The organism is Phytomonospora endophytica (genome assembly GCF_014202425.1).
Taxonomy (GTDB): Bacteria; Actinomycetota; Actinomycetes; order Mycobacteriales; family Micromonosporaceae; genus Phytomonospora; species Phytomonospora endophytica.
In genome coordinates this window covers 197,983-224,396 of sequence record NZ_JACHGT010000010.1, presented here as the reverse complement: position 1 = coordinate 224,396, position 26,414 = coordinate 197,983, and the positions used below count along the sequence as shown (strand labels likewise).

25 protein-coding genes are annotated in these 26,414 nt (G+C 72.1%); 16 read left to right on the top strand and 9 right to left on the bottom strand.

The window, feature by feature from the left end; genetic code table 11:
• The first annotated feature begins 162 nt into the window (after positions 1-162).
• From HNR73_RS23405 to HNR73_RS23395, 3 genes are all read left to right on the top strand, one after another.
• Positions 163-906, top strand: a complete 744-nt coding sequence (locus tag HNR73_RS23405; RefSeq protein ID WP_184789738.1) for a response regulator transcription factor — start codon at positions 163-165, stop codon at positions 904-906.
• 6 nt (positions 907-912) lie between these two features.
• Positions 913-2,358 (top strand): sensor histidine kinase, encoded by a 1,446-nt coding sequence (locus tag HNR73_RS23400; RefSeq protein ID WP_184789737.1) that lies wholly within the window; start codon positions 913-915, stop codon positions 2,356-2,358.
• 72 nt (positions 2,359-2,430) lie between these two features.
• On the top strand, positions 2,431-2,703 hold the full coding sequence (locus HNR73_RS23395; protein WP_184789736.1) for a helix-turn-helix domain-containing protein: 273 nt from the start codon (positions 2,431-2,433) through the stop codon (positions 2,701-2,703).
• 105 nt (positions 2,704-2,808) lie between these two features.
• On the opposite strand, the gene HNR73_RS23390 is transcribed toward HNR73_RS23395, so the two are convergent.
• Entirely contained in the window at positions 2,809-3,945 is a 1,137-nt protein-coding gene (locus HNR73_RS23390) for a pyridoxal phosphate-dependent aminotransferase (protein ID WP_184789735.1), read from the bottom strand.
• A 100-nt stretch (positions 3,946-4,045) separates the two neighbouring features.
• Between HNR73_RS23390 and HNR73_RS23385 the strand changes: the two genes are divergently transcribed.
• Both HNR73_RS23385 and HNR73_RS23380 read left to right on the top strand, forming a co-directional pair.
• Positions 4,046-4,600, top strand: a complete 555-nt coding sequence (locus tag HNR73_RS23385) for a hypothetical protein (RefSeq protein WP_184789734.1) — start codon at positions 4,046-4,048, stop codon at positions 4,598-4,600.
• A 139-nt stretch (positions 4,601-4,739) separates the two neighbouring features.
• Positions 4,740-4,994, top strand: coding sequence for a hypothetical protein (locus HNR73_RS23380; protein ID WP_184789733.1), 255 nt, complete (start codon positions 4,740-4,742; stop codon positions 4,992-4,994).
• A 5-nt stretch (positions 4,995-4,999) separates the two neighbouring features.
• Here the strand turns inward: HNR73_RS23380 and HNR73_RS23375 are convergent, their stop codons facing one another.
• Together HNR73_RS23375 and HNR73_RS23370 are read right to left on the bottom strand one after the other, a co-directional pair.
• A complete protein-coding gene (locus tag HNR73_RS23375; protein ID WP_184789732.1) occupies positions 5,000-5,434 on the bottom strand; it encodes a GNAT family N-acetyltransferase in 435 nt (144 codons plus the stop codon).
• 32 nt (positions 5,435-5,466) lie between these two features.
• A complete protein-coding gene (locus tag HNR73_RS23370; RefSeq protein WP_184789731.1) occupies positions 5,467-6,669 on the bottom strand; it encodes an MFS transporter in 1,203 nt (400 codons plus the stop codon).
• A gap of 107 nt (positions 6,670-6,776) precedes the next feature.
• On the opposite strand from HNR73_RS23370, the gene HNR73_RS23365 reads away from it, so the two are divergent.
• Both HNR73_RS23365 and HNR73_RS23360 read left to right on the top strand, forming a co-directional pair.
• Entirely contained in the window at positions 6,777-7,538 is a 762-nt protein-coding gene (locus HNR73_RS23365; RefSeq protein ID WP_184789730.1) for a TetR/AcrR family transcriptional regulator C-terminal domain-containing protein, read from the top strand.
• 312 nt (positions 7,539-7,850) lie between these two features.
• Complete coding sequence (locus HNR73_RS23360) at positions 7,851-10,082, top strand: S8 family serine peptidase (RefSeq protein WP_184789729.1); 2,232 nt, start codon at positions 7,851-7,853, stop codon at positions 10,080-10,082.
• 54 nt (positions 10,083-10,136) lie between these two features.
• On the opposite strand, the gene HNR73_RS23355 is transcribed toward HNR73_RS23360, so the two are convergent.
• Entirely contained in the window at positions 10,137-10,565 is a 429-nt protein-coding gene (locus HNR73_RS23355; protein WP_184789728.1) for a DUF5994 family protein, read from the bottom strand.
• Positions 10,566-10,757: 192 nt separating this feature from the next.
• Here HNR73_RS23355 and HNR73_RS41235 point away from each other — a divergent pair, with 192 nt between their 5' ends.
• From HNR73_RS41235 to HNR73_RS23340, 3 genes are all read left to right on the top strand, one after another.
• Positions 10,758-10,967 (top strand): hypothetical protein, encoded by a 210-nt coding sequence (locus HNR73_RS41235; RefSeq protein WP_184789727.1) that lies wholly within the window; start codon positions 10,758-10,760, stop codon positions 10,965-10,967.
• Entirely contained in the window at positions 10,964-13,738 is a 2,775-nt protein-coding gene (locus HNR73_RS23345; protein ID WP_184789726.1) for an AfsR/SARP family transcriptional regulator, read from the top strand. The genes HNR73_RS41235 and HNR73_RS23345 overlap by 4 nt, the downstream gene beginning before the upstream one ends.
• Before the next feature lie 175 nt (positions 13,739-13,913).
• Complete coding sequence (locus HNR73_RS23340; RefSeq protein ID WP_184789725.1) at positions 13,914-15,653, top strand: hypothetical protein; 1,740 nt, start codon at positions 13,914-13,916, stop codon at positions 15,651-15,653.
• Positions 15,654-15,798: 145 nt separating this feature from the next.
• On the opposite strand, the gene HNR73_RS23335 is transcribed toward HNR73_RS23340, so the two are convergent.
• Together HNR73_RS23335 and HNR73_RS23330 are read right to left on the bottom strand one after the other, a co-directional pair.
• A complete protein-coding gene (locus tag HNR73_RS23335; protein WP_184789724.1) occupies positions 15,799-18,579 on the bottom strand; it encodes a helix-turn-helix transcriptional regulator in 2,781 nt (926 codons plus the stop codon).
• A gap of 73 nt (positions 18,580-18,652) precedes the next feature.
• Positions 18,653-19,000 (bottom strand): hypothetical protein, encoded by a 348-nt coding sequence (locus HNR73_RS23330; RefSeq protein ID WP_184789723.1) that lies wholly within the window; start codon positions 18,998-19,000, stop codon positions 18,653-18,655.
• 199 nt (positions 19,001-19,199) lie between these two features.
• On the opposite strand from HNR73_RS23330, the gene HNR73_RS23325 reads away from it, so the two are divergent.
• Positions 19,200-20,147 carry a hypothetical protein gene (locus HNR73_RS23325; protein ID WP_184789722.1) on the top strand — a complete coding sequence of 316 codons (948 nt, stop codon included), beginning with the start codon at positions 19,200-19,202 and terminating at the stop codon, positions 20,145-20,147.
• 68 nt (positions 20,148-20,215) lie between these two features.
• Here the strand turns inward: HNR73_RS23325 and HNR73_RS23320 are convergent, their stop codons facing one another.
• A complete protein-coding gene (locus HNR73_RS23320) occupies positions 20,216-21,175 on the bottom strand; it encodes a hypothetical protein (RefSeq protein ID WP_184789721.1) in 960 nt (319 codons plus the stop codon).
• Positions 21,176-21,254: 79 nt separating this feature from the next.
• A complete protein-coding gene (locus tag HNR73_RS23315; protein WP_184789720.1) occupies positions 21,255-21,647 on the bottom strand; it encodes a nuclear transport factor 2 family protein in 393 nt (130 codons plus the stop codon).
• A gap of 183 nt (positions 21,648-21,830) precedes the next feature.
• Here HNR73_RS23315 and HNR73_RS23310 point away from each other — a divergent pair, with 183 nt between their 5' ends.
• The 5 genes from HNR73_RS23310 (at position 21,831) to HNR73_RS23290 (ending at position 25,600) form a co-directional block, all read left to right on the top strand.
• On the top strand, positions 21,831-22,268 hold the full coding sequence (locus tag HNR73_RS23310) for a fluoride efflux transporter FluC (protein WP_184789719.1): 438 nt from the start codon (positions 21,831-21,833) through the stop codon (positions 22,266-22,268).
• The gene (gene crcB / locus HNR73_RS23305) at positions 22,265-22,639 is read left to right on the top strand and encodes a fluoride efflux transporter CrcB (protein WP_184789718.1); all 375 of its coding nucleotides are present in this window, start codon (positions 22,265-22,267) and stop codon (positions 22,637-22,639) included. Before HNR73_RS23310 ends, crcB begins: the two co-directional genes overlap by 4 nt.
• Before the next feature lie 137 nt (positions 22,640-22,776).
• Positions 22,777-24,366 (top strand): serine/threonine-protein kinase, encoded by a 1,590-nt coding sequence (locus tag HNR73_RS23300; RefSeq protein WP_184789717.1) that lies wholly within the window; start codon positions 22,777-22,779, stop codon positions 24,364-24,366.
• A gap of 45 nt (positions 24,367-24,411) precedes the next feature.
• Positions 24,412-24,873 carry an LppU/SCO3897 family protein gene (locus tag HNR73_RS23295; RefSeq protein ID WP_184789716.1) on the top strand — a complete coding sequence of 154 codons (462 nt, stop codon included), beginning with the start codon at positions 24,412-24,414 and terminating at the stop codon, positions 24,871-24,873.
• 205 nt (positions 24,874-25,078) lie between these two features.
• A complete protein-coding gene (locus tag HNR73_RS23290) occupies positions 25,079-25,600 on the top strand; it encodes a DEAD/DEAH box helicase family protein (protein WP_184789715.1) in 522 nt (173 codons plus the stop codon).
• Here HNR73_RS23290 and HNR73_RS23285 read toward each other — a convergent pair.
• A complete protein-coding gene (locus HNR73_RS23285; RefSeq protein ID WP_184789714.1) occupies positions 25,597-26,340 on the bottom strand; it encodes a sporulation protein in 744 nt (247 codons plus the stop codon). The two genes, HNR73_RS23290 and HNR73_RS23285, sit on opposite strands and share 4 nt — an antisense overlap.
• Positions 26,341-26,414: the final 74 nt, after the last annotated feature.

Here is a 26,414-nt window from a genome sequence, read left to right as displayed (position 1 = left end):
TCCTCATTGGAGTCCGACATGGGGCGCACGGCACACCACCGCCCGCCAGGCGCCCAACGAAAGCAGCCGTCCGCCGCCGCGCAAAGGATCCGGAGCCGGTTCCCACCGAACTCCCAACCAGGCCCCAGCCAAGGCCAATGAAGGCCGGGAAGGCTTAGGGACATGGCAACGACGACACCGGCGGGGGCGCTCTCGCCCTCCCGCCGCGCCGACGGCGGCCCCGCCCGGCTGCTCGTGGTCGAGGATGAGCGGCTCCTGGCCGACATGCTCCTCGACGCGCTCTCCTTCGCCGGTTACGACGTGCACCTCGCCGAGACCGGGTCGCGGGCGCTGACCCGTGTCCGCGAGCTCGTCCCGGACCTGATGCTGCTCGACGTGAACATTCCCGACCTGAACGGCTTCGCCGTCGCCGCCCGTCTGCGCGCGGTCGCCGACACCACGCCGGTCATCTTCCTGACCGCCCGCGACGCGCCCGACGACCTCCGCGACGGTTTCCTCGCCGGCGGGGACGACTACCTGACCAAGCCCTTCCGGCTCGAAGAGCTGCGGCTGCGGATCGAGGCGGTGCTGCGCCGAACCATGCCCACGCGGGAAACCGGCGGTGACCGGCTCACCGTCGCCGACGTCGTCCTCGACAACGCCTCCCACCAGGTATGGCGGGGCGGGCGCGAGGTGAACCTGTCCCGCACCGAGTTCCAGCTCCTGCGCTACCTGATGGGAAACCCCAATCGCGTGCTTTCGCGCGCCGAGCTGCTCCTCGGCGTGTGGGACCAGCGCTTCGAGACCGACACCTCGCTCGTCGAGACCTACATCTCCTACCTGCGGCGCAAGCTCGACGACAGCTCGCCGCGCCTGATCCACACCGTCCGGGGCGTCGGGTACGCGCTACGGGAACCGAGGCCCTGACCTGCGATGACCATCAAGGCACGACTCATCCTCTCGACCGGCGCGCTGTTGTGCCTGGCGACCGCGGTGATCAGCGTGGTCGCCATCAGCGCCGTCACCGGCTCGATGACCGCCCGGCTCGACGCGCAGCTGCGCGAGTACATGCGCCAGCCGCAGCTCGCCACCGTCAAGGCGCCTGTCGGCGACGTGCGGATCATCGCCTCACCGGCCGCGGCCTCGGCGTACCAGGCCGTCGCGGTCCTGGTCGTCGACGACGCCGGGAACCTCGCGGGCGTCATCAACGCCGGGTACTACACCGACCCGCTGCCCCCGCCCGAACTCCCCGACCCCATGCCCGCCCACGGCGAGGCGGTGACCGCCACCAGCGCGGACGGCTCGACCGACTACCGCCTGCTCGTCGTCGGCCGCGTCGCCCAGCTCATGCTGGATCCGGCCACCGGCGAGCAGACCTCGGTGAGCGGCAGCCTCGTGCTCGCCGCGCCGATGACCGAGGTCGGCACCGTACGCGAACAGCTGATCACCACCATGGCGGTGACGGTCGCCGGGGTTCTGCTGCTGAGCGTGCTGGCGAGCTGGTGGATCACGCGGCGGGGGCTGCGGCCGGTCGGGAACATGATCGACACCGCCGCCGCGATCGCCGAGGGCGACCTGAGCCGCCGGGTGGTCAAGAGTTCCGGGCGTTTCGACGAGCTGACGCGGCTGGCCACCGCGATCAACACGATGGTGTCGCGGCTCGTCCGTGCGATCGGTGAGCGGGAAACCCAGCAGGAGCGGCTGCGGCGCTTCGTCGCCGACGCCTCGCACGAACTGCGGACTCCCCTGGCGACGATCGGCGGTTACGCCGACCTGTACGAGTCGGGCGGCGCCTCCTCGAAGGCGATGCTGGACCGGGCGATGAGCCGGATCCGCGCGGAGAACCTGCGGATGGCGGCGCTGGTCGACGACATGCTGCTGCTGGCGCGGCTCGACCAGCAGGCCGAGCAGGTCTACGGGGACTGCGACCTGTCGAGGGTCGTCGCCGACTCGGTGGACGACGCGCGGGCGGTCGACGCCGAACGCGAACTCGTCGCCGAGGTGGCGCCGGCCGTGACGGTGACCGGCGACGAGGCGAGGCTGCGGCAGGTGACGGCGAACCTGCTGGCCAACGCCAGGCAGCACACGCCGCCGGGCACGACCGTCACGGTGACCCTGGCCGCCGAGGACACCCGGGCGATGCTGAGCGTGCGAGACGACGGGCCCGGACTCGACGACGAACACCGCGCGCGGGCCTTCGACCGGCTCTACCGCGCCGACCCCTCGCGTTCCCGGGCGACGGGCGGGTCGGGGCTCGGGCTGTCGATCGTCGCGTCGATCGTGGCCGCGCACAAGGGGACCGTCGAGATGACGGGCGCGCCGGGAGAGGGGACGTGCGTCCGGGTGGAGCTGCCGCTGGCCGTCTCAGAGCGCGACTGAGGGAAATCTTCACTTTCATCCCGTTATCGACTGTCCCGTGACTCTTTGCGCTCCGGATTCGTTCATCCCGGTGTGATCAAGCTTGAGAAGCACAAGAAGGTGCGGGGTGCGCAGCGGACGGTACTGGTCTCAAGCCTTGTCGCGGCCTACATCGCCGGGCGCAGCATCCGCGCGCTGGCCGCCGAGCTGGGGCGCTCATACGGTTTCGTGCACCGGTTGCTGGCCGACTCGGGGGTCGCGCTGCGTCCGCGGGGCGGTCACCGTCTGCCGCAGCAGCGCAAGGCGGCCGCGGCCGAGTCGGGTGCGCCGCGGCTGCCGATCGAGGAGTTGTCCGGCGGGCGGTGAGCGGGGGCGGTCCGCGCCGGTCGGCGAGCGCCAGGGTGCAGCGGCCTCGCGGCACCGTGCCGACGAGGACGACGCTCATACCGGACGCGTGCGGCCGTGGCCCCTTCAGGCCCGGAAGCCCTTCAACCGTTCGGCGGCCTCGGCGATGGTCTCGGGCGTCTTGTTGTAGGCCACGCGGATCTGGGAAACCCCCGTCGCGTCGTCGTAGAACAGCTCGCCCGGGGCGACGATGACGCCGGTCTCGGTGAAGAGCCGTTCGGCGTAGGCGGCGCCCGAACCCGGTACGTCGGCGAGGAAGTAGCAGCCTCCGGCGGGTGTGAAGCAGTTGAGCCCGAGTCCTTCGAAGGCCGTCAGGGAGCGGTCGCGCAGTTCCGACATCCGTGCGCCCTGGTCCCAGCCGCCGAGTTCGGCGGCGACGTGGGCGAGCGCGTTCTGGATGGGTGTGACCGTGCCGCCGGTGATGGATTCGTGGACGCGCCGGATCGCGGCGGTGAGGGGGCCGGGTGCGCGGAAGTAGCCGAGGCGCCAGCCGCTGACGGCGTGACTTTTGGAGAGGCTGCCGAGGACGACGCAGCGGTCGGCGAGCGCGTCGAGTTCGGTCGCGGAGACCATGGCGCCGTCGAAGACGAAGCGGGCGTAGACCTCGTCGCTGATGAGGGTGACGTTCCAGCGCGCGCAGAGTTCGGCGAGTTCGGTGAGTTCGGCGCGGCCGAAGACGTGTCCGGTGGGGTTGTGGGGTGAGTTGACGATCACGGCGCGGGTCTTGTCGTTGAAGGCGGCGGCGAGGTCGTCGGGGTCGAAGTTCCAGGAGGGGCGGTGCATGCGGACGAAGCGCGGCCGACCTCCGCACAAGGCGATGGCGGAGAGGAAGTTGGTGTAGAAGGGCTCGAAGACGATGACCTCTTCGCCGGGTTCAACGAGGGTGAGGAGGGCGACGACGAGGGCTTCGGTGGCGCCGTTGGTGATGGTGAGTTCGGTGACGGGGTCGGTGGGGGCGGTGAATTCGGTGGCGAGGCGCTCGCGGGCGGGCAGCGAGCCGCAGGTCTCCTCGTATTGGTGGTCTCCAGCGCGCAGGCGTTCGATGGCGGCCTCGACGAGCCCGGCGGGCGGTTCGGGGTAGCCGGGGGTGCCGATGGCGAGGTCGATGCTGTCGGGTCCGGCGGTGGCGCGCAGGGATTTGCCGAGACCGAAGGGGATGGCGGCGGCCCGGGTCGCGATGCGCGGGGTGGCGAGGCCTGTCATCCGGCACATTTTCGTGCAGGCGGGGCGGGGTGGACGGGGTTGAGTCAAGAAGGCGACAGGTCCCGGACTCCAGCGGGTGGAGATGGATCATGCTGGCGGCATGACCGATGTGAGGCCGTGGCGCAGTGTCCTTCTCGCGGAGACGATCGGCGGGCTTGAGGCGGAGCTCGGGGCGGCGTGGGCGCGTCTGCTGGCGGAGATGGGTGTCGAGGCCGGGTCGCCGGAGGAGGCGGCGCTGAAGCTCTTGGTGGTGGAGGACCCCGCCGAGCACGAATGGCGGGTCGTCGACGCCGCGCTGGACCGGCTGGAGTGCGTGGAGTGCGGTTCGGTGCTCGCCAGGGGGCCGGTGACGTGCCGTCGCTGCGCGTTCCATCATGACGCTCGCTTCGCCGCGCGCGAGGTGGACCGCGTCGACGTGCCGCCCGGCAACGAGCACGCCGTGCGGGTGGCGTTCGCCGTCGCCCGCGGCGGCCGGCGCTACAACGCGCGGGTCAGGGCCGGTTTCGAGCTGAGCCTGCCGCTGGTCGTCGCCGGGGAGCTGCCGACCACCCGGCAGGCGCAGGCGGCGCGGGCGCTGCTGGACAGGCTGACGCCCGAGGAGTGCGAGCGGGTCACCACGTTCGGCGAGGTCGCCGTGCTCGCGCGCGGGCGGTAGGCGGTCATTCCACCCACGTGGGGACACCCCGGACCGCGTGCCGACCCCGGTGATCTCGCCCGCGCGGCTTTCGTATCGTACAGATGTTCGGGAAAGTGCGGCGGACCGCACAATGCCGCGGGATGATCGAGGGGTGGACGTGGCCAGGCGCATCGCGATCGACCGGGGACGGTGGATCGTGCTCGAACGGTGGCGCGGAGGCGCCGGCGAGGACGCCCCGAGCCTCCAGATCTGCCAGGTCGAGGGCGGGGGCTTCCTCGTCGTCTACTACGCCGGCGAACGCATGTGGGGTCGCGCGTTCACGATGCGCCGGGAGGCCGCCGAACACGCCGAACGGATCCGGAAGTGGGCGACCACGCGTGGAGTGACCTGGACCGACGCCACGGTCCGGTGAGCGGCTCAGGCGAGGCGCAGGGTGTACCAGAGTTCGGTCTCGCCCGGCATCACGTAGCTCTCGACCTCGGTGAAGCCGTGCGCGGCGGCGAAGCGCAGGCCGTCGGCGTTCGTGCCCAGCACGACCGTCTCGACGGCCTCCGCGCCGAGTTCCTTCGCCAGGGCGAGGCCGTGCTCGTAGAGCCGGGTGCCGAGCCCGCGGCGGCGGAACTCCGGCAGGATCCGCGCGATGACCGTGGCCACGCCGCCGGCCGGGGGGCGGACCGTCGAGCAGCCGACCAGCACGTCGCCGAGGTGGGCGACGGCGAGATGGTTGCGCGTGACGCGCTCGCGCACCTCGTCGAGCGACATCGCCGCGGGCGGGACGATCGTGTTGTGGACGTGGTGCCAGTCGGCGATCATGGTCTCGCCGTCGACCGGCGCGATGCGCAGCTCGGACATGCGGCCAGCAAACCCGGCGTATGCCGGGCGTGTCAAACGAGATCCGGCTCCCGCTCGGGAGGCGTGGGACGGTCGGCGACGCCCAGGCGCCCGACCGCGAAAGGCATCAGCACGGCGCCGCACGCGATCACGGCCGCCGAGACCAGGCAGGCCGCGATCCAGCCGGGACCGTCGAACAGCAGACCCGCCGCGAGACCGCCGAGCATCGCGCCGACCAGGCAGGCCGACTCGTACAGGCCCATGCCGCGCCCGACCCGCGCGCCGCCCGAGGCCTCGGCGATGACGGCCTGCTGGATCGGGATCACCGCCGCCCACGCCGCTCCCGCCAGGATCCACAGCGCGCCGATCACCCACGGGTTCGGCGCCCAGGCGAGGGACGCGGCGAAGGTGGCGCTCAACAGCGAGGCCGCGGCCAGGACCGCCCGGCGCCCGAAGCGGACCGTGAAGCGGTGCAGGTACTGCGGCAGGGCGCTGATCGCGATGGCCCCGGGCAGGAAGACCAGCGCGATCTGCTGCACGCCGAGATCGAAGTCGCGCTGCAGGCGCAGGAGGAGCAGCAGCGCGACGGCCGCCTCGGCGATCATAGTCGTGACCACCGCCAGCAGCATCGGCCACAGCCGCCTGCTCAGGGCGGCGATCCCGCCGGGAGCGGTCGGCGCGAGCGGCTCGACGCGCGAGGGGCCACTGAACAGCGCGACGGCGGCGGCGACGCAGGCCACCGCGCAGGCCAGGAACACCGAGCGGAAGCCGATCATCGACAGGGTCGACATCGCCGCGACGAAGGCGATCCAGGAGCCGGTCTCCTCGGCGGACAGCAGTTTCGGGAAGACCGCCGGGTCGCGTGGCAGACGTTCGGCGACCATCGCGCGAAGCGCGACCCAGAACACCGCGCCGCCCAGCCCGCCGAGGACGGCGGCGACCGCCGCGGCCGTGACGCTCCCCGCCAAGGCGTAACCCACACAGGAAACCGCGTAGACCAGCGCACCGATCCCGGCGAGGACGCGGCGTTCGACGCGGTCGGCGAGGACCCCGGCCAGCGGGCGCATCAGCACCGAGGCCGCCATCTCGACCGCCATGAGCATCCCGACCTGGGCCGCGCTCGCGTTCAGCGTCAACCCGGCCCACAGGGGCAGCACGAAGTCGAGCAGCTCGGCGGGGCCGTTGAACAACGAGGCGGCGTACATCGCGCGCCGTTCGCGGCGTGTCGACGCGTCCGGGCTGGCGGGTGGGGTCATCACGGGGCTCCATTACTCCGAACGATGTTCGGAGTAAGCTTAGCCGGTGCCCGGCACGCCGCCACGGTCGTGGCCGCGGACCATCCCGGGTGACAATGGACGGCACGATGACCACGACCACTGACTCCGAACGCGACCTGCGCATCCTCCGGCTCCTCTGGGCGCCGCCCGACCCGCCGCGCAAGGGCCCACGCCCGCGCATCGACCGTGAACAGGTCGTCGCCGCCGGGCTGGAACTCGCCGCGGCCGAAGGGCTCGCCGCGCTGTCGATGCGGCGGATCGCGGCACACCTCTCGGTCGGCGTCGCCACCATCTACACCCACGTCCCCGGACGTGAGGAGCTACTGGCGCTGATGTTCGACACGCTCGTCGGCGGTGCCCCACCACCCGCCGCCACCGGCGACTGGCGGCAGAACGTCGAGACCTGGGCCCGCGCGGACTGGGAGCTCTACCGGGCCGCGCCCTGGGTCACGCGGCTGACCTCCTCGGCACTGCCCGGTCCCAACCTCCTGGCCTGGTACGACGCCGCCCTGGCCACCCTCGCCGGCACCGGACTCGACTCCCACGAGATGGTCGCCGTCGTGGAGTCGGTCGACGGCTATGTGCGCGGGCTCGCGCGCGAGGTCGCCGCCCAGCCGCCACCGGAACGAGCCGCCGCGCAGGCCGAGGCCGTCGCGTCCTTCGTGGACCTCGACCGCCTGCCCACCCTGCGCGCGGTCGCCCGCGACGGCGCGATCCCGGGAATCGGCGACCACTTCGAGTTCGGCCTCCAGCGCCTCCTCGACGGCGTCGCCGCGCTCATCGCCGAACGCGCGGCGGGAAACCTTCCGCGCACTCGCCCCTCGTCCGCGATATACGACGCCGGGTAGGGAGCGCAGCGAGAAACCCGACAGGTACCGCCCTTTCCCAGATATTGACACCCCGTCGACTTTCGGTCAGTGTTTCGGTCACCGGGTTCCCACCCGGACCGGCCCGATCCGGTTATGTGCCCGTGTTCGCCGAAGGGGACGCCCATGACCCTCTCGAACCGCTCAGGCAGGCGCGTGTCGTCCCCGCCGCCCGGCTCATCCGGCACACCACGCCCCTTAGGGCCCTTCCACTCCACTGTCGACGCGAACGGCGCGGTGACCCCACCGGGCCGCCGTGCCCGTCGCGCCGCCTTCATCCCCGGAGCGAAGAACATGAGTCTCACCCGATTAATGCGGCGCGGCTGGTCCGGCCTCGCCCTGCTCGGCACCGCCCTCGCCGCGGCCGCCGCGTTCACCACACCTGCCTTCGCCGCGCCCACCGAGGGCACGGTCCTCTACGCGGGCGAGTCGACCGCCATCAGCGGCTCCTACATCGTCGTGTTCGAAGACGGCGCCGCCGTCGACGGTGTCGGGGCGGCCGCCCAGGACCTCGCCGCCGAGTACGGCGGCACGGTCACCGAGACCTACCGCAACGCCCTGCGCGGCTTCGCCGCGTCCATGTCGGCCGCCGACGCCGCCCGCCTCGCCGCCGACCCGCAGGTCGCCTACGTGCAGGCCGACCGCGTCGTCTCGCTCGCCGGGACGCAGTCACCGGTCCCCTCGTGGGGCCTCGACCGCATCGACCAGCGCGCCCTGCCGCTGAACAACTCCTACACCTACCCGAACACCGCGTCGGGTGTGAAGGCGTACATCATCGACACCGGCATCCGCTTCACCCACGCCGACTTCGGCGGGCGCGCGGTCTCCGGCCGCGACACCGTCGACAACGACAACGACGCCACCGACTGCAACGGCCACGGCACCCACGTCGCCGGGACCACCGGCGGCACCGCCCACGGCGTCGCCAAGGGCGTCACCCTCGTCGGCGTGCGCGTCCTCGACTGCGGCGGCAGCGGCTCCTACGCCGGTGTCGTCGCGGGCATCGACTGGGTGACCGGCGACCACGCCGCCGGCGCTCCGGCCGTGGCCAACATGAGCCTCGGTGGCGGCTTCGACCAGGCCACCAACGACGCCGTCACCGCCTCCATCGCCGACGGCGTCAGCTTCGCCGTGGCCGCCGGCAACGACTACAGCGCCGACGCCTGCCAGAGTTCGCCGGCGAGCACGCCGAACGCGATCACGGTCGGCTCAACCGACAGCAACGACGCCAAGTCGGACTTCTCCAACATCGGCACCTGCCTGGACATCTTCGCGCCCGGCCGCGGGATCACCTCGGCCTGGTACACCTCCGACACCGCCACCAACACGATCAGCGGCACGTCGATGGCCACCCCGCACGTCGCCGGCGCGGCCGCGCTGGTGCTGTCGGCGAACCCGTCGTACACGCCCCAGCAGGTCCGCGACAAGCTCGTCAACGACGCCACCAACGGCGTCGTCACCGGACCCGGCACCGGGTCGCCGAACAAGCTGCTCTACGTCGGCAACATCCAGCCGCCGACGCAGGACTTCTCGATCGCCGTCGCCCCCGGCTCCGGCACCGTCAACCCCGGCCAGTCGGTCACGGCGACGGTGTCGACGCAGACGACGGTCGGAGCGGCCCAGACGGTCAACCTGACGGCCTCCGGTCTCCCCGCCGGAGCCACCGCCACCTTCAGCCCGGCCCAGATCACCTCGGGTGCCTCCTCGACGCTGACTATCGCCACGGCGGCCTCGACGCCGCCGGGCACCTACACGGTCGGCATCACCGGCACCGGCACGGTGACCACGCAGACGACGTCGTTCACGCTGACGGTCAACGGCCCGCCCGGGTGCACGCAGACCAACGCCACCGACGTCGCGATCCCGGACAACTCGACCGTGAGCAGCTCGATCACGATCTCGGGCTGCGCGGGCAACGCCGGTGCCGCCTCGACGGTCGCGGTGACCATCGCGCACACCTACATCGGTGACCTGGTGGTCAGCCTCATCGCGCCCGACGGCTCGGCCTACGTCCTGCACAACCGGGCCGGCGGCAGCGCCGACAACATCAACCAGACCTACACCGTCAACCTGGCCGGTGAGACCGCCAACGGCACCTGGAAACTCCAGGTCCAGGACGCCGCCTCGGCCGACACCGGGACACTCGACACGTGGACGCTCAACCTGACCGGCGGCGGACCGGGCACCTGCAACGGCAGTAACGGCACCGACGTGGCGATCCCGGACAACACCACGGTGTCCAGTTCGGTGGCCGTGACCGGTTGCGGGCGTGCCCCGTCGGCGACGTCGACCGTCGAGGTCCACATCGTCCACACCTACATCGGCGACCTCGTCGTGAGCCTCATCGCCCCCGACGGCTCGGCCTACGTCCTGCACAACCGGGCCGGCGGCAGCGCCGACAACATCAACCAGACCTACACCGTCAACCTGGCCGGCGAGACCGCCAACGGCACCTGGAAACTCCAGGTGCAAGACGCCGCCTCGGCCGACACGGGCCGGATCGACACCTGGACGCTGACGCTCTAGCGGCGAGGTGAGGGGGTCGCGGAGCAGTCCGCGGCCCCCGTTCAGCAGCGGAGCTCAACAGCAGGCGAGGATCTCCGCGGGAGGCAGGCTCGTCCCCCGCCACACGTCGCCCAGTACCTGTTCGGCGACCGCGCGGTCGCACGACGGCGGAACCACCAGGATCTCCAGCCGTCCGCGCTCGACGGCGACGACGGCGAGTGCCGGGTCGAGGGTCACCGTCCACTCCAGAGGCACCGTCCGGCCGCCGACGGTCACCCGGCGGGGGCGGCCGATCCACTTCGCACGGTTCAGGGTGACCGATCCAACCGTTCCGAAACGCGGTTCCAGCGCGCGCACGAGCCCGGGCAGTTCCTCGGCGGCGTCCGGCGAGCGCGGCCACCAGCCGCCGTCCACGGTGGACGGATCGGCTCCGGTCCGGTGGATCGCCAGTCGCGCCGCCCGCACGGCGGCGCCGGAACGGTTGTCGCTGGTCTCGGTCGGCATCACGGCCCTTCGCGTCCCTGCGGCGATGCTTCGAGCCTACGCCGCCGACCAGTCGAAACACCGCTACTCGGCTTCCTCGCGCCTCATGGCCTCGGCCGTCCCGGCTACCGCGCCCGCACGCAGGCCGCGAAGGTCGCCGGGTTCGTCGTCAAGGACACCCCACCCGACCACCTCATCGAGGCGATCCGTCGCGTGCACACCGGCCTGCGGGTCATCGACCCCGCCCTCGCCGCCGGATCCATGACCGCCGGACCGAACCCGCTGACCGCACGCGAACGCGAGGTTCTTCTCGCCGCCCGCAACGGCGCCACCATCGCCGCGACGGCGAAACAGCTGTCCCCGCGGTATCCCAGGATCCGATCTTCGCGCGAAACCCCCGCGTCGTCCATAGTGGAGCCGTGAAGTTCCGTCTGCTCGGACCGGTGGCCGCCTTCGTCGACGGCCCGGACGGTTCGGTGCCCGTGCGGCTCGGTGGTCCGCGGCAGCGTGCCGTGCTGGCCGCTCTTCTGTTGCACGCCAACGTGTCCCTCCCCTATCACGATGTGGTCCCTTTCGTATGGGACGATCCGCCCGCTTCGGCGCTGGCGAATCTGCGCAAGTACGTGTGGCAGCTTCGGCGTGCCTTTCAGGAGGCCGGTGCCGCGCCGGATCGGCTCAGCGGTGAACACGGGGTCGCCTTGACGGTCGGGGCCGGGGAGTTGGACGTCGACGTCTTCGCGCGTTGTTGCGAGCGGGCGGGTGTAGCCGTTGGAGAGGACGACTTCGACACGGCGGTCGAGGAGTCGTGGAGGGGCCTCGCGCTCTGGAACGGGCCCCTGCTCGCCGGTGCCGCCACGACGGAGCGGCTGCGCGCCGCCGCCACGGAACTGGGCCGACGGCGCACGTCCGCCGAACTGCTCCACGCCCGCGCCCGCCTCGCCCTCGGCGCATACGCTGAGGTGATCGGCGACCTGCGGCGACTCGTCGCCGCCGACCCGACCGGGGAGGACGCCGCCCACCTGCTCATCCTCGCCCTGTACCGATCGAACCGGCGCGCCGAGGCGCTCGCGCTGTTCGACACGACCCGGCGCACGCTGGCCGAGAAGCGCATCGAACCCGGCCACGCACTCACCGAACTACACCGCCGGATGCTCGCCGACGAAGCCGACGCGGCTCCGCCCGCCCGGGTCGCGGCGGCCGGCCCGCTCGTTCCCGCGCAGCTTCCGCGCCAGCTGGAGAACTTCACCGGCCGGATGCACGCCCTCCTCACCCTGGACCGGCTCCTGGCGGCGCCCGCCGCCGCCGTCGCGGTCGTCTCCGGTCAAGCCGGCGTCGGCAAGACGACCCTGGCCGTCGAGTGGGCCCACCGGGCACGCTCGTCGTTCGCGGGCGGCCAGCTCTACCTGAACCTGCACGGTTTCGGACCCGCATCGGCCACGGTGAACGCCTCCGAGGCGCTACGGCGTCTCCTGACACTCCTGGGCGCCGACCCCCGGAAGATCCCCGACGGCCTCGACGAACGCGCCGCCCAATACAGGTCCCTTGTGGATGGACGGCGGATGCTCGTGCTCCTCGACAACGCGCGCGACGCCGCACAGGTCCGCCCGCTGCTCCCGGTCGGCGCCGGCTCGGTCGCCGTCGTCACCAGCCGCAACACGCTGTCCGGCCTGGTCGTCACCGACGCCGCACGCCCCATCGGCCTCGACACCTTCACCCCGGCCGAGGCCGCGGACCTCCTGACGGCCCGCATCGGCGCCGACGCCGTCGCCGCCGAACCCCTCGCCGTCCGCCGCCTCATCGAACTCTGCGCGGGCCTGCCCCTCGCCCTCGCGATCGCCGCCGCCAGGGCCTCCACCCGCACCGGGACCTCTCTGCACGCGCTCGCCGACGAGATCTCCCGGACCGGGCTCGACGGCTTCTCCGACGACGACCCGCAAGCCGACCTGCGCAGCGTGTTCTCCTGGTCCTACGCGGCCCTGTCCGCCTCCGCGGCCCGCCTGTTCCGCCTGTTCGGGCTGCTGCCGGTGTCGAAGCTGTCGGTCACGGCGGCCGCCGCACTGGCCGGAGTCGACGAGCTGAACGCGCGCGAGGCCCTGACCGAGCTGTCCGCCGCCCACCTTTTCCGGGAGGCGGCGCCGGATCGCTTCGCCGCGCACGACCTCCTGCGGGAGTACGGCTCGGAACTCGCCGAGCGCGGGTGCGACGCCGGGGAACGCGCGGCGGCCTTCGAACGCTTCCTGGCCTACCACGCCCACGCCATGGCCGACTCCGCCGAAGTGGTGGGGACCGGCCGGACGTCGGAGTCGCCGGCGCTGCCGGATGTCGTGGGAGTCCCGCGCGAAGTCTTCACCGGCAAGGAGGCCGCGCAGTCGTGGCAGGTCGCCAACCTCGACACCGCCCAGGCCCTGATCCGCGCCGCCGCCGAAACGGGCCGTGACGCCTATGTGTGGCCGATGACGGAGTCGATCGCCTGGACCTTGAGCCGCAACTACCGGTGGCGGGAGATCCTCGCCCTGTCGCGGCTGACGCTTAAGGTAGGGAAACGCACGGGGGACGAGGCCGCCCAGGCATACGCCCATCGCTTCTGCGGCTGGGCGCTGTCCTATCTGGGGCAGTCGCCGGAGGTCGGGGAGCACTACCGGGCCGCCGCCGCTTTGTACCGGGGTCTCGGCGACAACTACGCGCTTGGACAGCTGGAGCGGAACCTGGGCGGGGCCATGCTCCGCTGGGGTCGCCCGGAGGAGGCCCTGGAGCACAACCGCCGGGGCCTCGAAGCGGGCCGGGCGGCCGGGAACAAGGCGGGAGTCGCCAACTGCCTTAACGGGATCGGCTGGGTGCTCCTCCAGCTCGGACGCCACGAGGAGGCCCTGGCGGCCTGCGACGAGGCACTGGCGATCCAGCTGAACGAGGACGAGTTCGCCGCCGTGGCGACGTGGGACAGCCTCGGTCAGATCCACCTGCACATGGGGAACCACGCCCGCGCCCTGGAGTGCGCCGAGGCCTCGGTCGATCTGGCGGCCGCCGTCGGCGGGAAGGTGTTCCTGGCGCGGGCGCTGGAGGGACTGGCGGAGGTACACCGGGCGATGGGTGACCGGGACCTGGCGCGGGACGCGCTGACCCGGGCGCTGGGGATCCATCGTGTCGAGGAGACAGGTGGCGCGGCCGCGATCCGGCGGAAACTCGACCGGCTCTAGCGCCGTCGCGCACCCCGAACGAGCGGGCCGGACGGCTCGCGTATCCACGGCGTATCCATACGCGCGTTCCCCGGGCGGCCTCGGCCGAAAGACCACTGTGGACTCATCCGGATGGCTAGGCTCCGGCGCTGAGTCCACAAGGGACCTGGGAACGGAGGCAAGGGTGAAAACGGTGATGCGTCACCGGCGTTGGCGGCTGGCGGTGATCGTGCCCACGATGGTGTTGGGCGCCTTCTTCGCGAGCCTGCTGGCGTCGGGGTCCGCGTATGCGGACGATGGAGGATATGGAGGGTCGGAGTCCTCGGACTCCGGCGACTACGGCGGCGGTTCCGACACCGGCGGTGCGGACGACAGCGGTGCCGAGTCGAGTGTTTCGGACGCCGGTGCCGGTGAAAGCGCCGGTTCCGACTTCGGTGGCAACGACGCCGGAGACACCACGGACTCGGGCTATGACGGCAGCGGTTCCGAGTCGACGGATTCGCAGGAGGGTCAGTCGGTCGGGGATCCCGGCGCCGACGCCGCCGCGGAAGACGCGGCGGACGCGCAGAGTTCGGGAAACAACGGCACCGAGTCCTACGGCTCGAATTCCAATGACACCGCGTCCAACGACACCGAGTCGACGGACTCACAGGAGGGCCAGTCGGTCGGGGATCCCGGCGCCGACGCCGCCGCGGAAGACGCGGCGGACGCGCAGAACTCGGAGTCCTTCGGCACCGAGTCCCCCGGCACCAACGACACCGCGTCCAACGACACCGAGTCGACGGACTCACAGGAGGGCCAGTCGGTCGGGGATCCCGGCGCCGACGCCGCCGCGGAAGACGCGGCCGACGCGCAGAACTCGGAGTCCTTCGGCACCGAGTCCTTCGGCACCGAGTCGGTCGACTCGCAGGAAGGCCAGTCCGTCGGCGACCCGTCGGCCGACGCCGCCGACGAGGAGGCCGCCGAGGCCGCCCAGGCGTCGGAGGTCACGACCGCTTCGGTTCCCGAGCAGGCTTCCCTGGAGTCGTCCTTCCCGGGCGAGTTCTCCACGATGGCCGATCTCCCGCTGTCCGGCCCCGCGCCGGTCTCGACGGAGTTCAATGTCGAGGAGCAGCCGACCGTGCCCATGGACGGCCTCCCGGCCGCCACGGTGCTCGACTTCGGCGAGTTCACCGTCCCCGAGCAGGTCGCGCCGCCGGCCGACCCGACGGCGCTGGCCCCCTGGGGTCCGACCGTGGACGACATCGCCGCCTACGGCACCATCGTCGCCGGAATGCCGCCCGTGTCCGAGGATCCGACCTGGGATCCGGCCGCCACCGTCCCGGGCCTGACGCCCTGGGATCCGGCCGCGCCCCAAGTCGTGGACCCGCAGGCCATACCGACCGGTGTGACCTGGACCGACTACGCCAAGGCCCTCGCCGACAAGGTTCCCGCCGGGGAGGCCGTCGAGTACAGCGTCGGTGTCGCCGGCTGGACCCTGGGCGGCGGCTGGGGCAAGAACGCCAAGGGTGAATGGGACTTCTACGTCACCGGCACCATCGGCGCGGGCATCGGGGCGAAGGCGACCGCCGAGCAACGGAACTTCCGGGAAACCGGTCTGACGGTGGAGCTCAACGCCAGTGCGATGATCGGCGGCGCCAAGGCCAACGCCGGGTTCACCTTCGACGGTGAAAGCATCAAGGGACAGGGGAAGCTGTCGGCCGGGGGCTACAGCCTCGGCATGCAGGGGACCCTGTCACCGTCCTTCAACAACATCGGTCTCACCGCCGGAAAGTCGACGTCCTTCGGGTCGGAGGCCATGGCGTACGCGGCCGGACGGGCGTCGCTCTCCTGGTCGGACGTCCGTGCGTGGGGCGGCGCGATCGGCGATTTCTACGCCAATCAGGGCAGGCACCCCGAGGGTGCTCCGGAGCCGCAGCCGGCGATTCCCTGGTAATGGTCACGTGAACGCGATGGCCCGGCGTCGACGGACGCCGGGCCATTCCCGTGTGGCCTTGACTGTGGTAGTCGCGCTGAGGGCTGCGATGCTCACGGCCTGCGGCGATGTTGCGAGCCCACGCCGCCGACCAGTCGAAACACCGCTACTCGGCTTCCTCGCGCCTCATGGCCTCAGCCATCTCCTTGCGCGTGCCAACCCCGAGTTTGCGGTAGATCCGGCTCAAATGCGCCTCGACGGTCTTGGGCGTCACGTACAGGGCCGCGGCGACCTCCCGGTTGCTCATGCCGTCGTTGACCAGCCGTGCGATGCGCTCTTCTGTCGGTGTCAGGTCGTGCTCGGTGCCCCGCCGCAGACCGAGACGGTCGAGTTCGTCGTCGGCCATGGCGATCCAGGCGACCGCCCCGAGCTCGGCGAAGCCCTCCCGTGCGGCCAGGAGGGCCTCGCGCGCGACGAGTTTCCGTTTGCCCCGCCGCCGCAGACGGCCGAGGACCAGCATGGTTCGGGCGCGCAGGAAGGGCATCGGCAACGCCGGGTGCGCGTCGAGGGCCGCCCGTGCCGCCGTCTCCGCCTCATCGAGTTCACCGGCGGCGGTGAGCACGACCGCCCGCGACCGCTGCCATACCGCCTCGATCCACGGCCGGGGCGCACGACGGGCGCGCTCACCGAGACGGTCGAGGAGGAGCCGCGCGCGCGGCAGGTCGCCGAGCACGGTAACGGCCTCGACGTGGTCGCCGTAGTGGTCGCAGATCCCCAGATCTCCAAGGCCGATCTCCGCGCACAGCTCCTCGGCGGCGGTAAGGCGCCGGTCCGCCCCGGCGGCGTCCCCTTCGGACAGCGCGATGAAACCGAGCACGGCCAGGTGATGCAGGCTCACCCACGAGTCGTCGGCCTCGGTGGCGGTGCGCAGGCCTTCCCGCGCCAGCGTCCGGGCGGTGTCGAGATCGCCGAGGCACGCGGCGGCCTGGGCGAGGACGTAGCGGGCATAGGGCCGCCAGGGTTTCTGCCCGATCTGCTCGGCCGCCTCGACGGCCCGCGCGGCCTCGCGCCGGGCGCGGTGCCAGTCGCCGGTCCAGCAGTCCATCTCCGACAGGTGCACCAGCGACTGCATCGCCGAGGACTCGTCGCCGGTGTCGGCGGCGGCAGCGCGCACCGCCTCGATGTCGGCTCGCGCCCGCAGCGGGTCGAGGTAGCGGGGGAAGACGCGCAGGGCGTTGCGGGCCATGCTCGCCTCCCGCGTCGGGCCGTCGGCGGGCAGCAGCGCGCGTGCGCGCTCGACCTCGGCGGGCACGAAACCATGCCCGGCGTGGAACGCGAACCACGCCGCCGACAGCAACGCCAGCGCGTGCAGGTCCGGCGGCGCGTCACCGCCTTCGAGGAGGTCAACCGCGCTGCGGGCACTGCGGGCGCGGCCGACGTGGTCGTTGAGGCTGTACCAGGCCTTGCGCAGGTGCGCGACGGCCGCCAGCGTGACATCGCCACCGGCCTCGGCGAGCGCCTGGTCGCACAGCGGCACCGCCTGTGTCGGTCCCTCCTCGTAGAAGACGGCGAGGGCGAGGTCGAGGAGTATGCGGACGCGCGCCTCGCCCGGCGGCGTCTCGGCGAGGGCGTCCTCGTAGCGGCGGCGGGCGCCTTCGGCGTCCCCGGCGAAGAACAGCCGTTCGGCGGCGGCGGCGAGCAGGCGCGGGCGTTCGGCGACCGACGCGTGGCGGGCGGCGAGTTCGAGCAGGTCGGCGGCCGATGAGGGGGCGCCGCGGGCCAGCGCGCGGCGGGCGGCGGCTTCGAGGGCGGTGGCGATGTGCTGCTCGGGCCTGGTGGAGGCGAGGGCGAGGTGCCAGGCGCCGGCCTCGGTGTCGAAGGCGGCCTGAGCGAGGCGGGCGTGGACCTGGCGTCGGCGGCCGGGGGCGGCGTCGGCGTAGACGGTCGAGGCGAGCAGTGGGTGGGTGAAGCGGACGGTGCCGCCGTGGATCTCGATGACGCCGGCGTCCTCGGCGTCTTGGAGGGCGTCGGCGGGATCGTCGTGTTCGCCGAGGGCGGCGGCCAGTTCGGTGACCTGGGGCCGGGGCATGGCGGCGACGTAGAGGAGGGCTTCCCTGGTCGGTTCGGCGAGTGCGGTGATGCGCTCGCCGACGACTTCGGCGAGGGTGCGCGGGAGCGGGAGGGCGGCGGCGGTGCGGCCGGTTCCGGCGCGGTCCATCGCGCGGGCGATTTCGAGGGCGTAGAAGGGGTTGCCGCCGGAGGTCTCGTGCAGCCGGATCAGCGCCGGGCGCGGCCACGGGCGGCCGGTGCGGGCGCGGAGGAGGCGGTGGAGACCGTCGAGGCTGAGGCCCCGGAGGTGGAGGCGGTGTGTGCGTTCACCGTCGAAGAGGGCGAAGGGCACGGCGTCCTCGCCGGGTGAGCGCATCGAGGTGACCACGGCGATGGCTTCGCCGGAGAGCCTGCGGATGACGTAGTCGAGGACCCCGGCGCTGGCGTCGTCGAGCCATTGGGCGTCGTCGACGGCGATGACCACCGGCGACTCGCTCGCCAGGACGCGGATCGCGCCGAGTACACCGAGGTAGACCGCGCGGCGGTCGATGACGGCCGGGCCGGCCGAGCGGCGCAGTAACGCGCATTCGAGGGCGTCGCGCTGGGGTTCGGGGAGGCGGATGAGGGTGTCGGCGGTGACGGCCTGCATCAGGTCGACGAGGCCGCCGAAGGAAAGGCGGACCTCCGACTCGGCCGCGCGGCACGACAGGACCCGGTGCCCGCGGGCGCGTGCCCGGGCCAGACAGTCCAGCCAGACGGTCGTCTTGCCGACCCCCGCCTCGCCGGTGACGGTGAGCGCCACCGGGCCGGTCCGGCCCGTCGCGAGCACGTCGTCCACCGTGGACAGTTCGGCGTCGCGGTCGACGAGCTCGCCCGCCGGCGCTGTTCGAGGCTCCAACGCTCCCCCAGGACTCACCGACGGTGCCCGCCCGGGGGCGGGCACCGTCTCGTGCTGTCGGGTTTCCCCGTGGTCACTTGTGCGGGCCGGTCGGTCCACCGCCGCCCGCACCGTCGTTGGCGAGCTTGTGGGGGCCCGTGGGGCCACCGCCGCCGGCGCCGTCGTTGGCGAGCTTGTGCGGACCGGTCGGTCCACCGCCGCCGGCGCCGTCGTCGGCGAGGGCGGCGGCACCTGGCCGTACGACCGGCGCGGTGGCCGTGTCGCGGATCTTCGTCGGTCCCCCGCCGCCCGATCCGTCGTCGGCCACCAGCCGGGTTCCGGCCGGGTCGAGCGCCTCGCCCGCCTGCGCGACGGCACCGGGCTTGGTGGGTCCCCCGCCGCCCGATCCGTCGTGCTCGACGCGCGCGTCACCGTTGGTCATCTCTGCCTCTTTCCCCTTGTCGGCATGTCCGTCCAATGTAGCCCTGCGTGACCGCCGGAAGCCCGGATCGCCCACCCCACAAAGCCTTCGCGGCCAACTGTGGGGTCCTTCCCGGATACGCCGGGCTCGGTGGTGGCCATAACTTCGGTCCGTGCCGCGGGGATTGAGCGGCACACCGTCACTGGAGGGGAAAAAGAAGATGCGCAAAGCAGCACCGACGTTATTCGCGCTGTTCCTGGCCATCATGGTGGCCATGTTCGTCGCGCCGGCCGCCGCCAACGCCGACAACGGCACCGCGGCTTCGCTCGACGCGAGGTCCGCCGCGGGAGTCGACGCCAAGGCGAGCGGAATCGGCGTCCAGGCCTCCTGGTACTCCGGTTCGGTCGCGGCCGGCGGATCCCAGAGCTGGCACTGGAACAACGCCAACCCGCTCACCGCCGCCTACAAGGTCGGCTTCGCGCCGGCCGGCGCGAGCACCTCGGCGACGTGCCAGTTCGAGGTCACCCGCGACTGGTACATCCAGCAGCCCGGTGGGGAACGCGAGTTCCACTTCACCATCAAGAACATCGGTTCGATCTCCTGCGGGACCCAGGTCCTGCTGAGCTCGATCAACGCGTTCACCTCGTGGTCGACCGGCGGCGTGAGCCCCGGCGTCACGCAGAACTGGCACTGGAACAACGCCAACCCGCTGACCGCCTCGCACCTGGTCGGCCTGTCGCCGCTGGGTTCGACCGGCAGCACGGCCTGCCAGTTCGAGGTCACCCGCACCTGGTACGTCCAGCAGCCGGGCGGCGAGCGCGAGTTCCACTTCACCGTCAAGAACGTCGGGACGATCACCTGCACCGCCGACATCCGGCTGGCCAGCCAGACCACGACGACCTCCTGGTCGACGGGCACGCTGTCGGCGGGCGCCTCCGGCACCTGGCACTGGAACAACGCCAACCCGCTCAACCTGGTGTACGTGCCCGGTCTGTCCCCGCTGGGGGCCGCGGGTGCGAGCACCTGCCAGCTGGAGATCACGCGTGAGTACTACCTCCAGCGCATCAACGCTGACGGGTCGAGCGAGCGCGAGTTCTACCTGACCGTGAAGAACGTGGGGGCTCTGGCCTGCTCGGGAACGGTTCTGCTGGCCTCGGTCGCGGCCTGATTCGTCGCGACGGCTCGATGAGCAGAGGGACCGGGCTCCGCTTCGGCGGGGCCCGGTTCGGTGTGGGCTCACACCGCCGCCGAGATCGCGACGGCCGTGACGCGTTCGGGGCCGGCGAAGAGCACGACGGCGACGATCCCGTCCTCGTTTCGCGCGACTTCGGTGGGAAGGCCGAGGCCGTAGACGAGCCCCGGCCCTCCGGCGAGCGCGGCGGCGCCGTCGAGGAGTTCGGCGGTGAGCAGCTCGACGAGGCGGTCGCCGGGGAAGCGGGGTTGCGGGTCGTCGTCGACGTCGTAGTCGTCGATGAGCTGGGCGGCCCAGGCGCCGCTGCGAGCGTAGTCGAGGTTGTGCCGGGTGAAGTCCGCGCGGAAGCCGGTGAGGGTCACCTCGTCGAGGAGCGCGATGGGTGGTTCCTCGTCCCACAGCTCGGTCAGCAGCCGGGCGGAGGTCGCCGACGAGGACCACCAGGCCGGGACACGTTCGGCGGTGCCGAGCCCGTGGGTCTCGGTCGCGACCGTGACGTCGAGGCGGTCGTTGTTGCTCAGCCACACGTACTCGCCGAGCACGGCCGCGACGTCGGCGAGGTAAGCGGGCGAGACGGTGGGGGCGTCCCTGTCTGCCGCGGTCAAGGACAAGCAGCATGCGCTGCCGTCCTCGGCGCGGGCGACCAGGTGGACCTCGTCGCTCGCCGGGCCGCCGGGCTCGGCGGCGACGGTGAGCCGCAGCAGGTCGCGGTACCCGGTGAACTCAACGGCGATCTGGCCGAGCACCTCCCGCGCGATCTCGTCGGGCTTGGCGGAGTAGGCGGCGACGAGCAGGGCCTTCACCTCGGCGGCGTCGCCGGCGAGAACCTCGACGGCGAGCGGGAACCGCCCCGGCACGAGGGAGGCGAGCTCGGCGGGATCCGGCGCCTCGCTCCACGGGCGGATCTTCGCGGGGGGCAGCTCGCCCTGGCGGACCGTGGCGGCGCGGCCGGGCGCGCGGTGCGCGAGGACGCGGACGGCGGGGACGAGGCGCAGCGAGGTCACGGGACTCCCTTGTGGTCGGTTCACCCAACCTAGGCGTCGCGTGCGACACGCCGACGTTCCGCGCGGCCGGTCCCGCCCGTCACGCGTACAACGGCGCCAGGTCGATGTAGATCCGCCAGTCCTTCGCGAGGTCGCCGTCGAAGGTCAGGATGTCGGCGTTCGGGATCAGCACCGTCCCGCCGTCCTTGCGCACATACTCCACGTCGGTCTGGGCGATCGACACGTCGCCGTGCTCCCACACGTGGTGCACGTGGTGGGTGAGCCCCGCGATCGTGTCGAAGAAGGCCGCGACGGCGTCCCGGATCTCCGCGCGGCCCGAGATGACGGGCGCGTTGGCGAAACGGAAGACGGCGCCGGGGGTCAGGTGGGCCACGAAGCGGTCGGGGTCGAAGGTGTCGATGTCGGCGAAGATCAGCCGCACGTCGCGGGTGATCACGCCGGGGCGGCGGTACGGGGCGGTGGGTGGTGACATGCTTGCCCGCCTTCCACGCGGTGGCGCTCGGCTCTCCCTCCTTCCACTGTGGACGGCCGCGCGTCCCGGGTCAAGACGGCCCGTCGCGCTCCGGGGAACCCGGGGTGGCCGTGGCCGCCTTCGCGCTACCCTCGGCGCGGCGGCCGGGCCGCCGGCCGAACCAGTCCGGTGGGGGGGTGATCCGTGTCCGAGAACGTGCGGGGTGACGGCGAACCCGCCTCCCTGAGGAGCGACTGGGCGGTCATCGTCGCGGTCTCTCTCGGTGGAGGACTGGGCGCCCTCGCTCGCTACGGGCTCCTCGTCCTGTGGCCCCCGGGCACCGGTCGCTTCCCCTGGGCCACCTTCGCGACCAACGTCCTCGGCTGCCTGCTCATCGGCGCGCTCATGGTCCTCGTCGCGCGGTTCTGGGCGCACCGGCGCCTCGTCCGGCCCTTCTTCGGCACCGGCGTCCTCGGCGGGTTCACCACCTTCTCGACCTACGTGATCGACGTGCGGCGGCTCATCGCCGACGACGCGACCGGCCTCGCCGTGCTCTACCTCGCCGCCACCGTCGTCGCGGCCCTCACCGCCGCCTACGCCGGTGGTGCGCTCGCCCGGCGCCTGCTCCGGGGCCTGCCGTGACGCCGTTGCTCGTCATCGCCGGAGCCATGGTCGGCGCGCCCCTGCGCTACCTCATCGACCGCGCCGTCGCGTCCCGGTACGGCGCCGCCTTCCCGTGGGGCACCCTCGTCGTCAACACGCTCGGCTCCTTCGTCCTGGGCCTGCTCGCGGCCGGCGCGCTCGCCGGGGCCGTGCCGGGTTCGGTCACCTCGCTGCTCGGTACGGGCCTGTGCGGTGCCCTGACGACGTACTCGACCTTCTCCTATGAGACCGTGCGGCTGTTCACCGATGGGGCGAGGCTTTCGGCCTCCCTCAACGTCGTGGCGGGCGTCGTCGCGGGCTTCGCCGCGGCGGGCCTGGGAACCCTTGCCGGAACGGCGATCTGGGGCTGAGGCCACCCTCGGCACCCGTGGACAGTCCCCTCCCGGGACCGCTAGCCTAGAGAAAATCTCTAGAGCAACACTTCACGCCCGGCCCGGTGTCCGCGCAGGCCACGCCGGGTTTCAACAGGTCGGGGAGGGAACGCCGAGTGCCTGTCGGGGAACTGGTCGGCGGCCGGTACCGCCTGGTGAGCCGCATAGCCGGCGGCGGTATGGGCACCGTGTGGAACGCCACCGACACCCGTCTCGACCGCGAGGTCGCCGTCAAGATCCTGCACCCCGGCCTGTCCGCCGACGCGTCCTTCCGGACCCGCTTCGCCTCCGAGGCGAGGCTCGTCGCGGGCCTCAACACACGCTCGATCGCCACCGTCCACGACTACGGTGAGGACGAAGGCGCAGACGGCGTCCGCGCCTACCTGGTGATGGAGTTCGTCGACGGCCGGTCGCTGGCCGACATCCTCCGCCGGGACGGCGCTCTCCCGCTCGCCGAGGCGATGCGGATCATCGCCGAGGCCGCCGAGGGCCTGCACGTCGCCCACCGCGCCTCGATCGTGCACCGCGACATCAAGCCGGCCAACATCCTCATCGCCGAGGACGGAGCGGTGAAGCTCATCGACTTCGGCATCGCCCGCTCCCTCGGCGACGCCGGGCTCACCGAGACCGGCATGGTCATCGGCACCGTCACCTACACCGCGCCCGAACACCTCGCCGACGAGGACCCCGCGCCGGCCGCCGACATCTACTCGCTCGGCATCGTCGCCTACGAGTGCCTCACCGGCAGGACGCCCTTCGCCTCCGACAAGGTCCCGGCGATCATCAACGGCCACCTCAACCAGACCCCACCGCCCCTCCCCGAAGAGATTCCGGCGGCGGTGTCGGACGCGGTCATGACGGCCCTGCGCAAAGACCCCGACGACCGCTGGCGCACCGCCGAACGCTTCGCCCGCGCCTGCCGCGAAGCCCTCGACGGCGTGACCCCCGACAAGGGCGCTCCCCCGCGACCGAGCTACGTCGCCGTCATGGAGGCCCTCAACCGCGAGCGGCCCGACATCGGCGGGGACACCGCCGCCCTTCCCGACGGCGAGACACCCGCGAAGCCGCCCCGGCGGCTCGTCCCGGCCCTCGCGGCCCTGGGCATCGCCGCCCTGCTCGCCGGGCTGATCATCTGGCGCCCCTGGGGCCCGCCGGCCGACGACGACCGCGCTGTGCGCGACTACCACCTCCCACCCCTGTCATCGCTGTCCCCCGGTCCGGCCGGCGAGGAGTCGAACGAACCGCAAGTGGACGGTTCGAGCCCACCCGGCGAGACGCCTGGCGACGACGGGACCGAGAAGGACCGCCCCGAACCCGAACCCGATCCCGGCGACGGCGAACCGGGCGAAGGCGGCGAGGACCCGAACACCGCGAAGGTGCCCGACCTCAAAGGCGTACCCGTGACCGCGGTCGCCGAGCGCCTGCGCGCCCACGGTTTCGACAACTCCAAGCCCGAGGCCGAGATGAATTGGCAGGGCGAGACCTGCGTGGTCACCGAGCAGACCCCCGAACCGGGCGCCGTCGTCGACGTCGGCACCCTCATCACCTTCCACTACATCGACACCTATCCGCAGTGCCTCAGCGAGTACTTCAGCCTTCCGGCCGTACCCGAAACGGCGCTACCACCGCTCGCGCCGAACGCCGTCGTCTCCCGGGATCGTGCCGCCGTCCCACGACGGCGGGGCGGGCGGCACGGCCGTCGATAAGACTCTGGTCCGCAGCAGCCATTCCCTTGGACCGAGCAGGACGACGTGACTTACCCACCACAGCACGGCTATCCCCAGTACCCCCAGCAGCAGCCGCAGTACGGCGCCTACCCGCCACCGCCCGCCGGCTACGGCCCACCGCAGGCTCCGCACTACCCTCCGCCCGCGCCCGTCCCGGCGCGCAAGAAGCCCCGGTGGGGGCTGCGGATCGGCTTCACCGCGATCCTCGTCGGCGGTCTCTTCGGCTACTTCTTCTTCATCCACGGCGGCAACCCCGAGCGGGGTGACTGCCTGAAGGATCTTGAGGAGACCTTCACCGGCTGGAGCATCGTCGAGTGTGGTGATCCGGGCGCGGTCTACGAAGTCGTGGCGACCTCGCGCGGGAGCTACGACTACGACATGGGCACCTGTGACGGCTACCCCGACGGCAAGGCCATCAACGAGAGCGCCGGGAAACGCGGCAAGCGCTGGGAGATGTGCGTCGTACCGGTCGGCACGGCGAAGTAGACCATACGTTCGTGCGGCCCGGCGGCCTGTCGCCGGGCCTTTTCATGTTCGCCATCTGAAAGCGGACGCACCCCCACCGACCTGCGTCTTCGACTCCGGATGGCCCGAAGACCGCCGACCGTGCCGTGGTCACGGCGCTCCGCGAGGCCTCCTCACTTCCGGTAACGGCGTTGTGCGCGCGGAGATCGGCTCATATCGTGTCGGCATGGATATGCGCATGGTCCTTCTCGGTGGTGCGCCCGGCGTCGGCAAGTCCGCGGTCGCCACAGAGTTCCTGCGGCTGGCCGAAGGCGGTGGCGAACTCGTGCAGTGGGTCGATGTCGACGCCCTGTGGAGCCACCAGCCGTGGCGGGTCGACGCGGCCATGATCTCCATGGTGCAGGCGAACCTGAGGGCCGTGATCGGCAACGCCGCGATGGCCGGTGTCGAGTTGCTGCTGGTCACCTGGGTCTTCCAGGAGACCTCCTTCCACGAACTGCTCCGCGAGCTCGCGCCCGACGGCGTCAAGGTCACCACGGTGCAACTGCTGGCCGGTGAGACCACGTGGCGCGAGCGCTGGGCCGCCGACGACAGCCGGCCGCCGATCGGCGAGTTCTTCGAAGACCGCTACCGGGCCGCGCAGGCCACCCCGGCCGATTTCGCCGTGGCGACCGACGGCGTCGACGCGGTCACCGCCGCGCGGGCCGTGGCGGCGCACGTGGGGCTGGGGCCGGTCGCCGAAGGCTAGCCCCCGGCGGGCACCGGACCGCCCGAGAGCGTCCGGGGGAAGCGCTCGGGAAGCTCGTCGAGCCAGTCGGTGACCAGGCCTTCCCAGTCGGTGCGGATCGCGGTCTCGTGCGGGAAGATCCATCGCCCGAAGTCGCCCGCCGCACCGCGGCGGCCGTCGGCGGCGAGGACCACGGCGAGATGGTGCCGGTCGGCGACGAAGGCCAGTCCGACCTCCCCGGCCGCTCCGGTGTGGCCCGGCGGCGGCCGGAAACCCAGCTCGGCGAAGAAGGGCAGTTCCTGGTGCTGTCCACCGACCCGGCCGTGTTCGAGGGCGGCCTTCGCGCGCGTGAAACCGAGGCGGGTGAAGGCGTCCAGGACACGCTCCTGCGAGGGCAGCGGCGCCACGTGCAGCGGGTCGATGTCGCCTTCACCGGCGCGCACGCCGACCAGTGGGCCGTCGGCGCCGGACAGGGGCGCCTCCCAGGGCACGCCGAAGGTGAACGCGATCGAGCGCCGCTCCCCCGCCGCGAGACGGAACGGGCCGCACACGTCGGCGCGGTGGAACTCGACCACCTCGCCGCCTTCGGCCCACGTGATGAGGGACAGCGCGATCGGCTCGACGTCGGCGTCGATGTCGCCGCCGTCAAGGTGCACCTGTCCCGTGACCTGGTCGCCGGGCCGCATGCGCGCCCGGTCGAGGACCGTGTTCACTCCGGGGCCGCCGACGCCGAACGCGCGCGGCAACTTCTCGAAGACCACCGAACCGCTCCTTCACAGCAGCGCGGGGGCCGTCCCCACGCGAAGGTGGGGAAACCACGGCCATGGACGTGGCC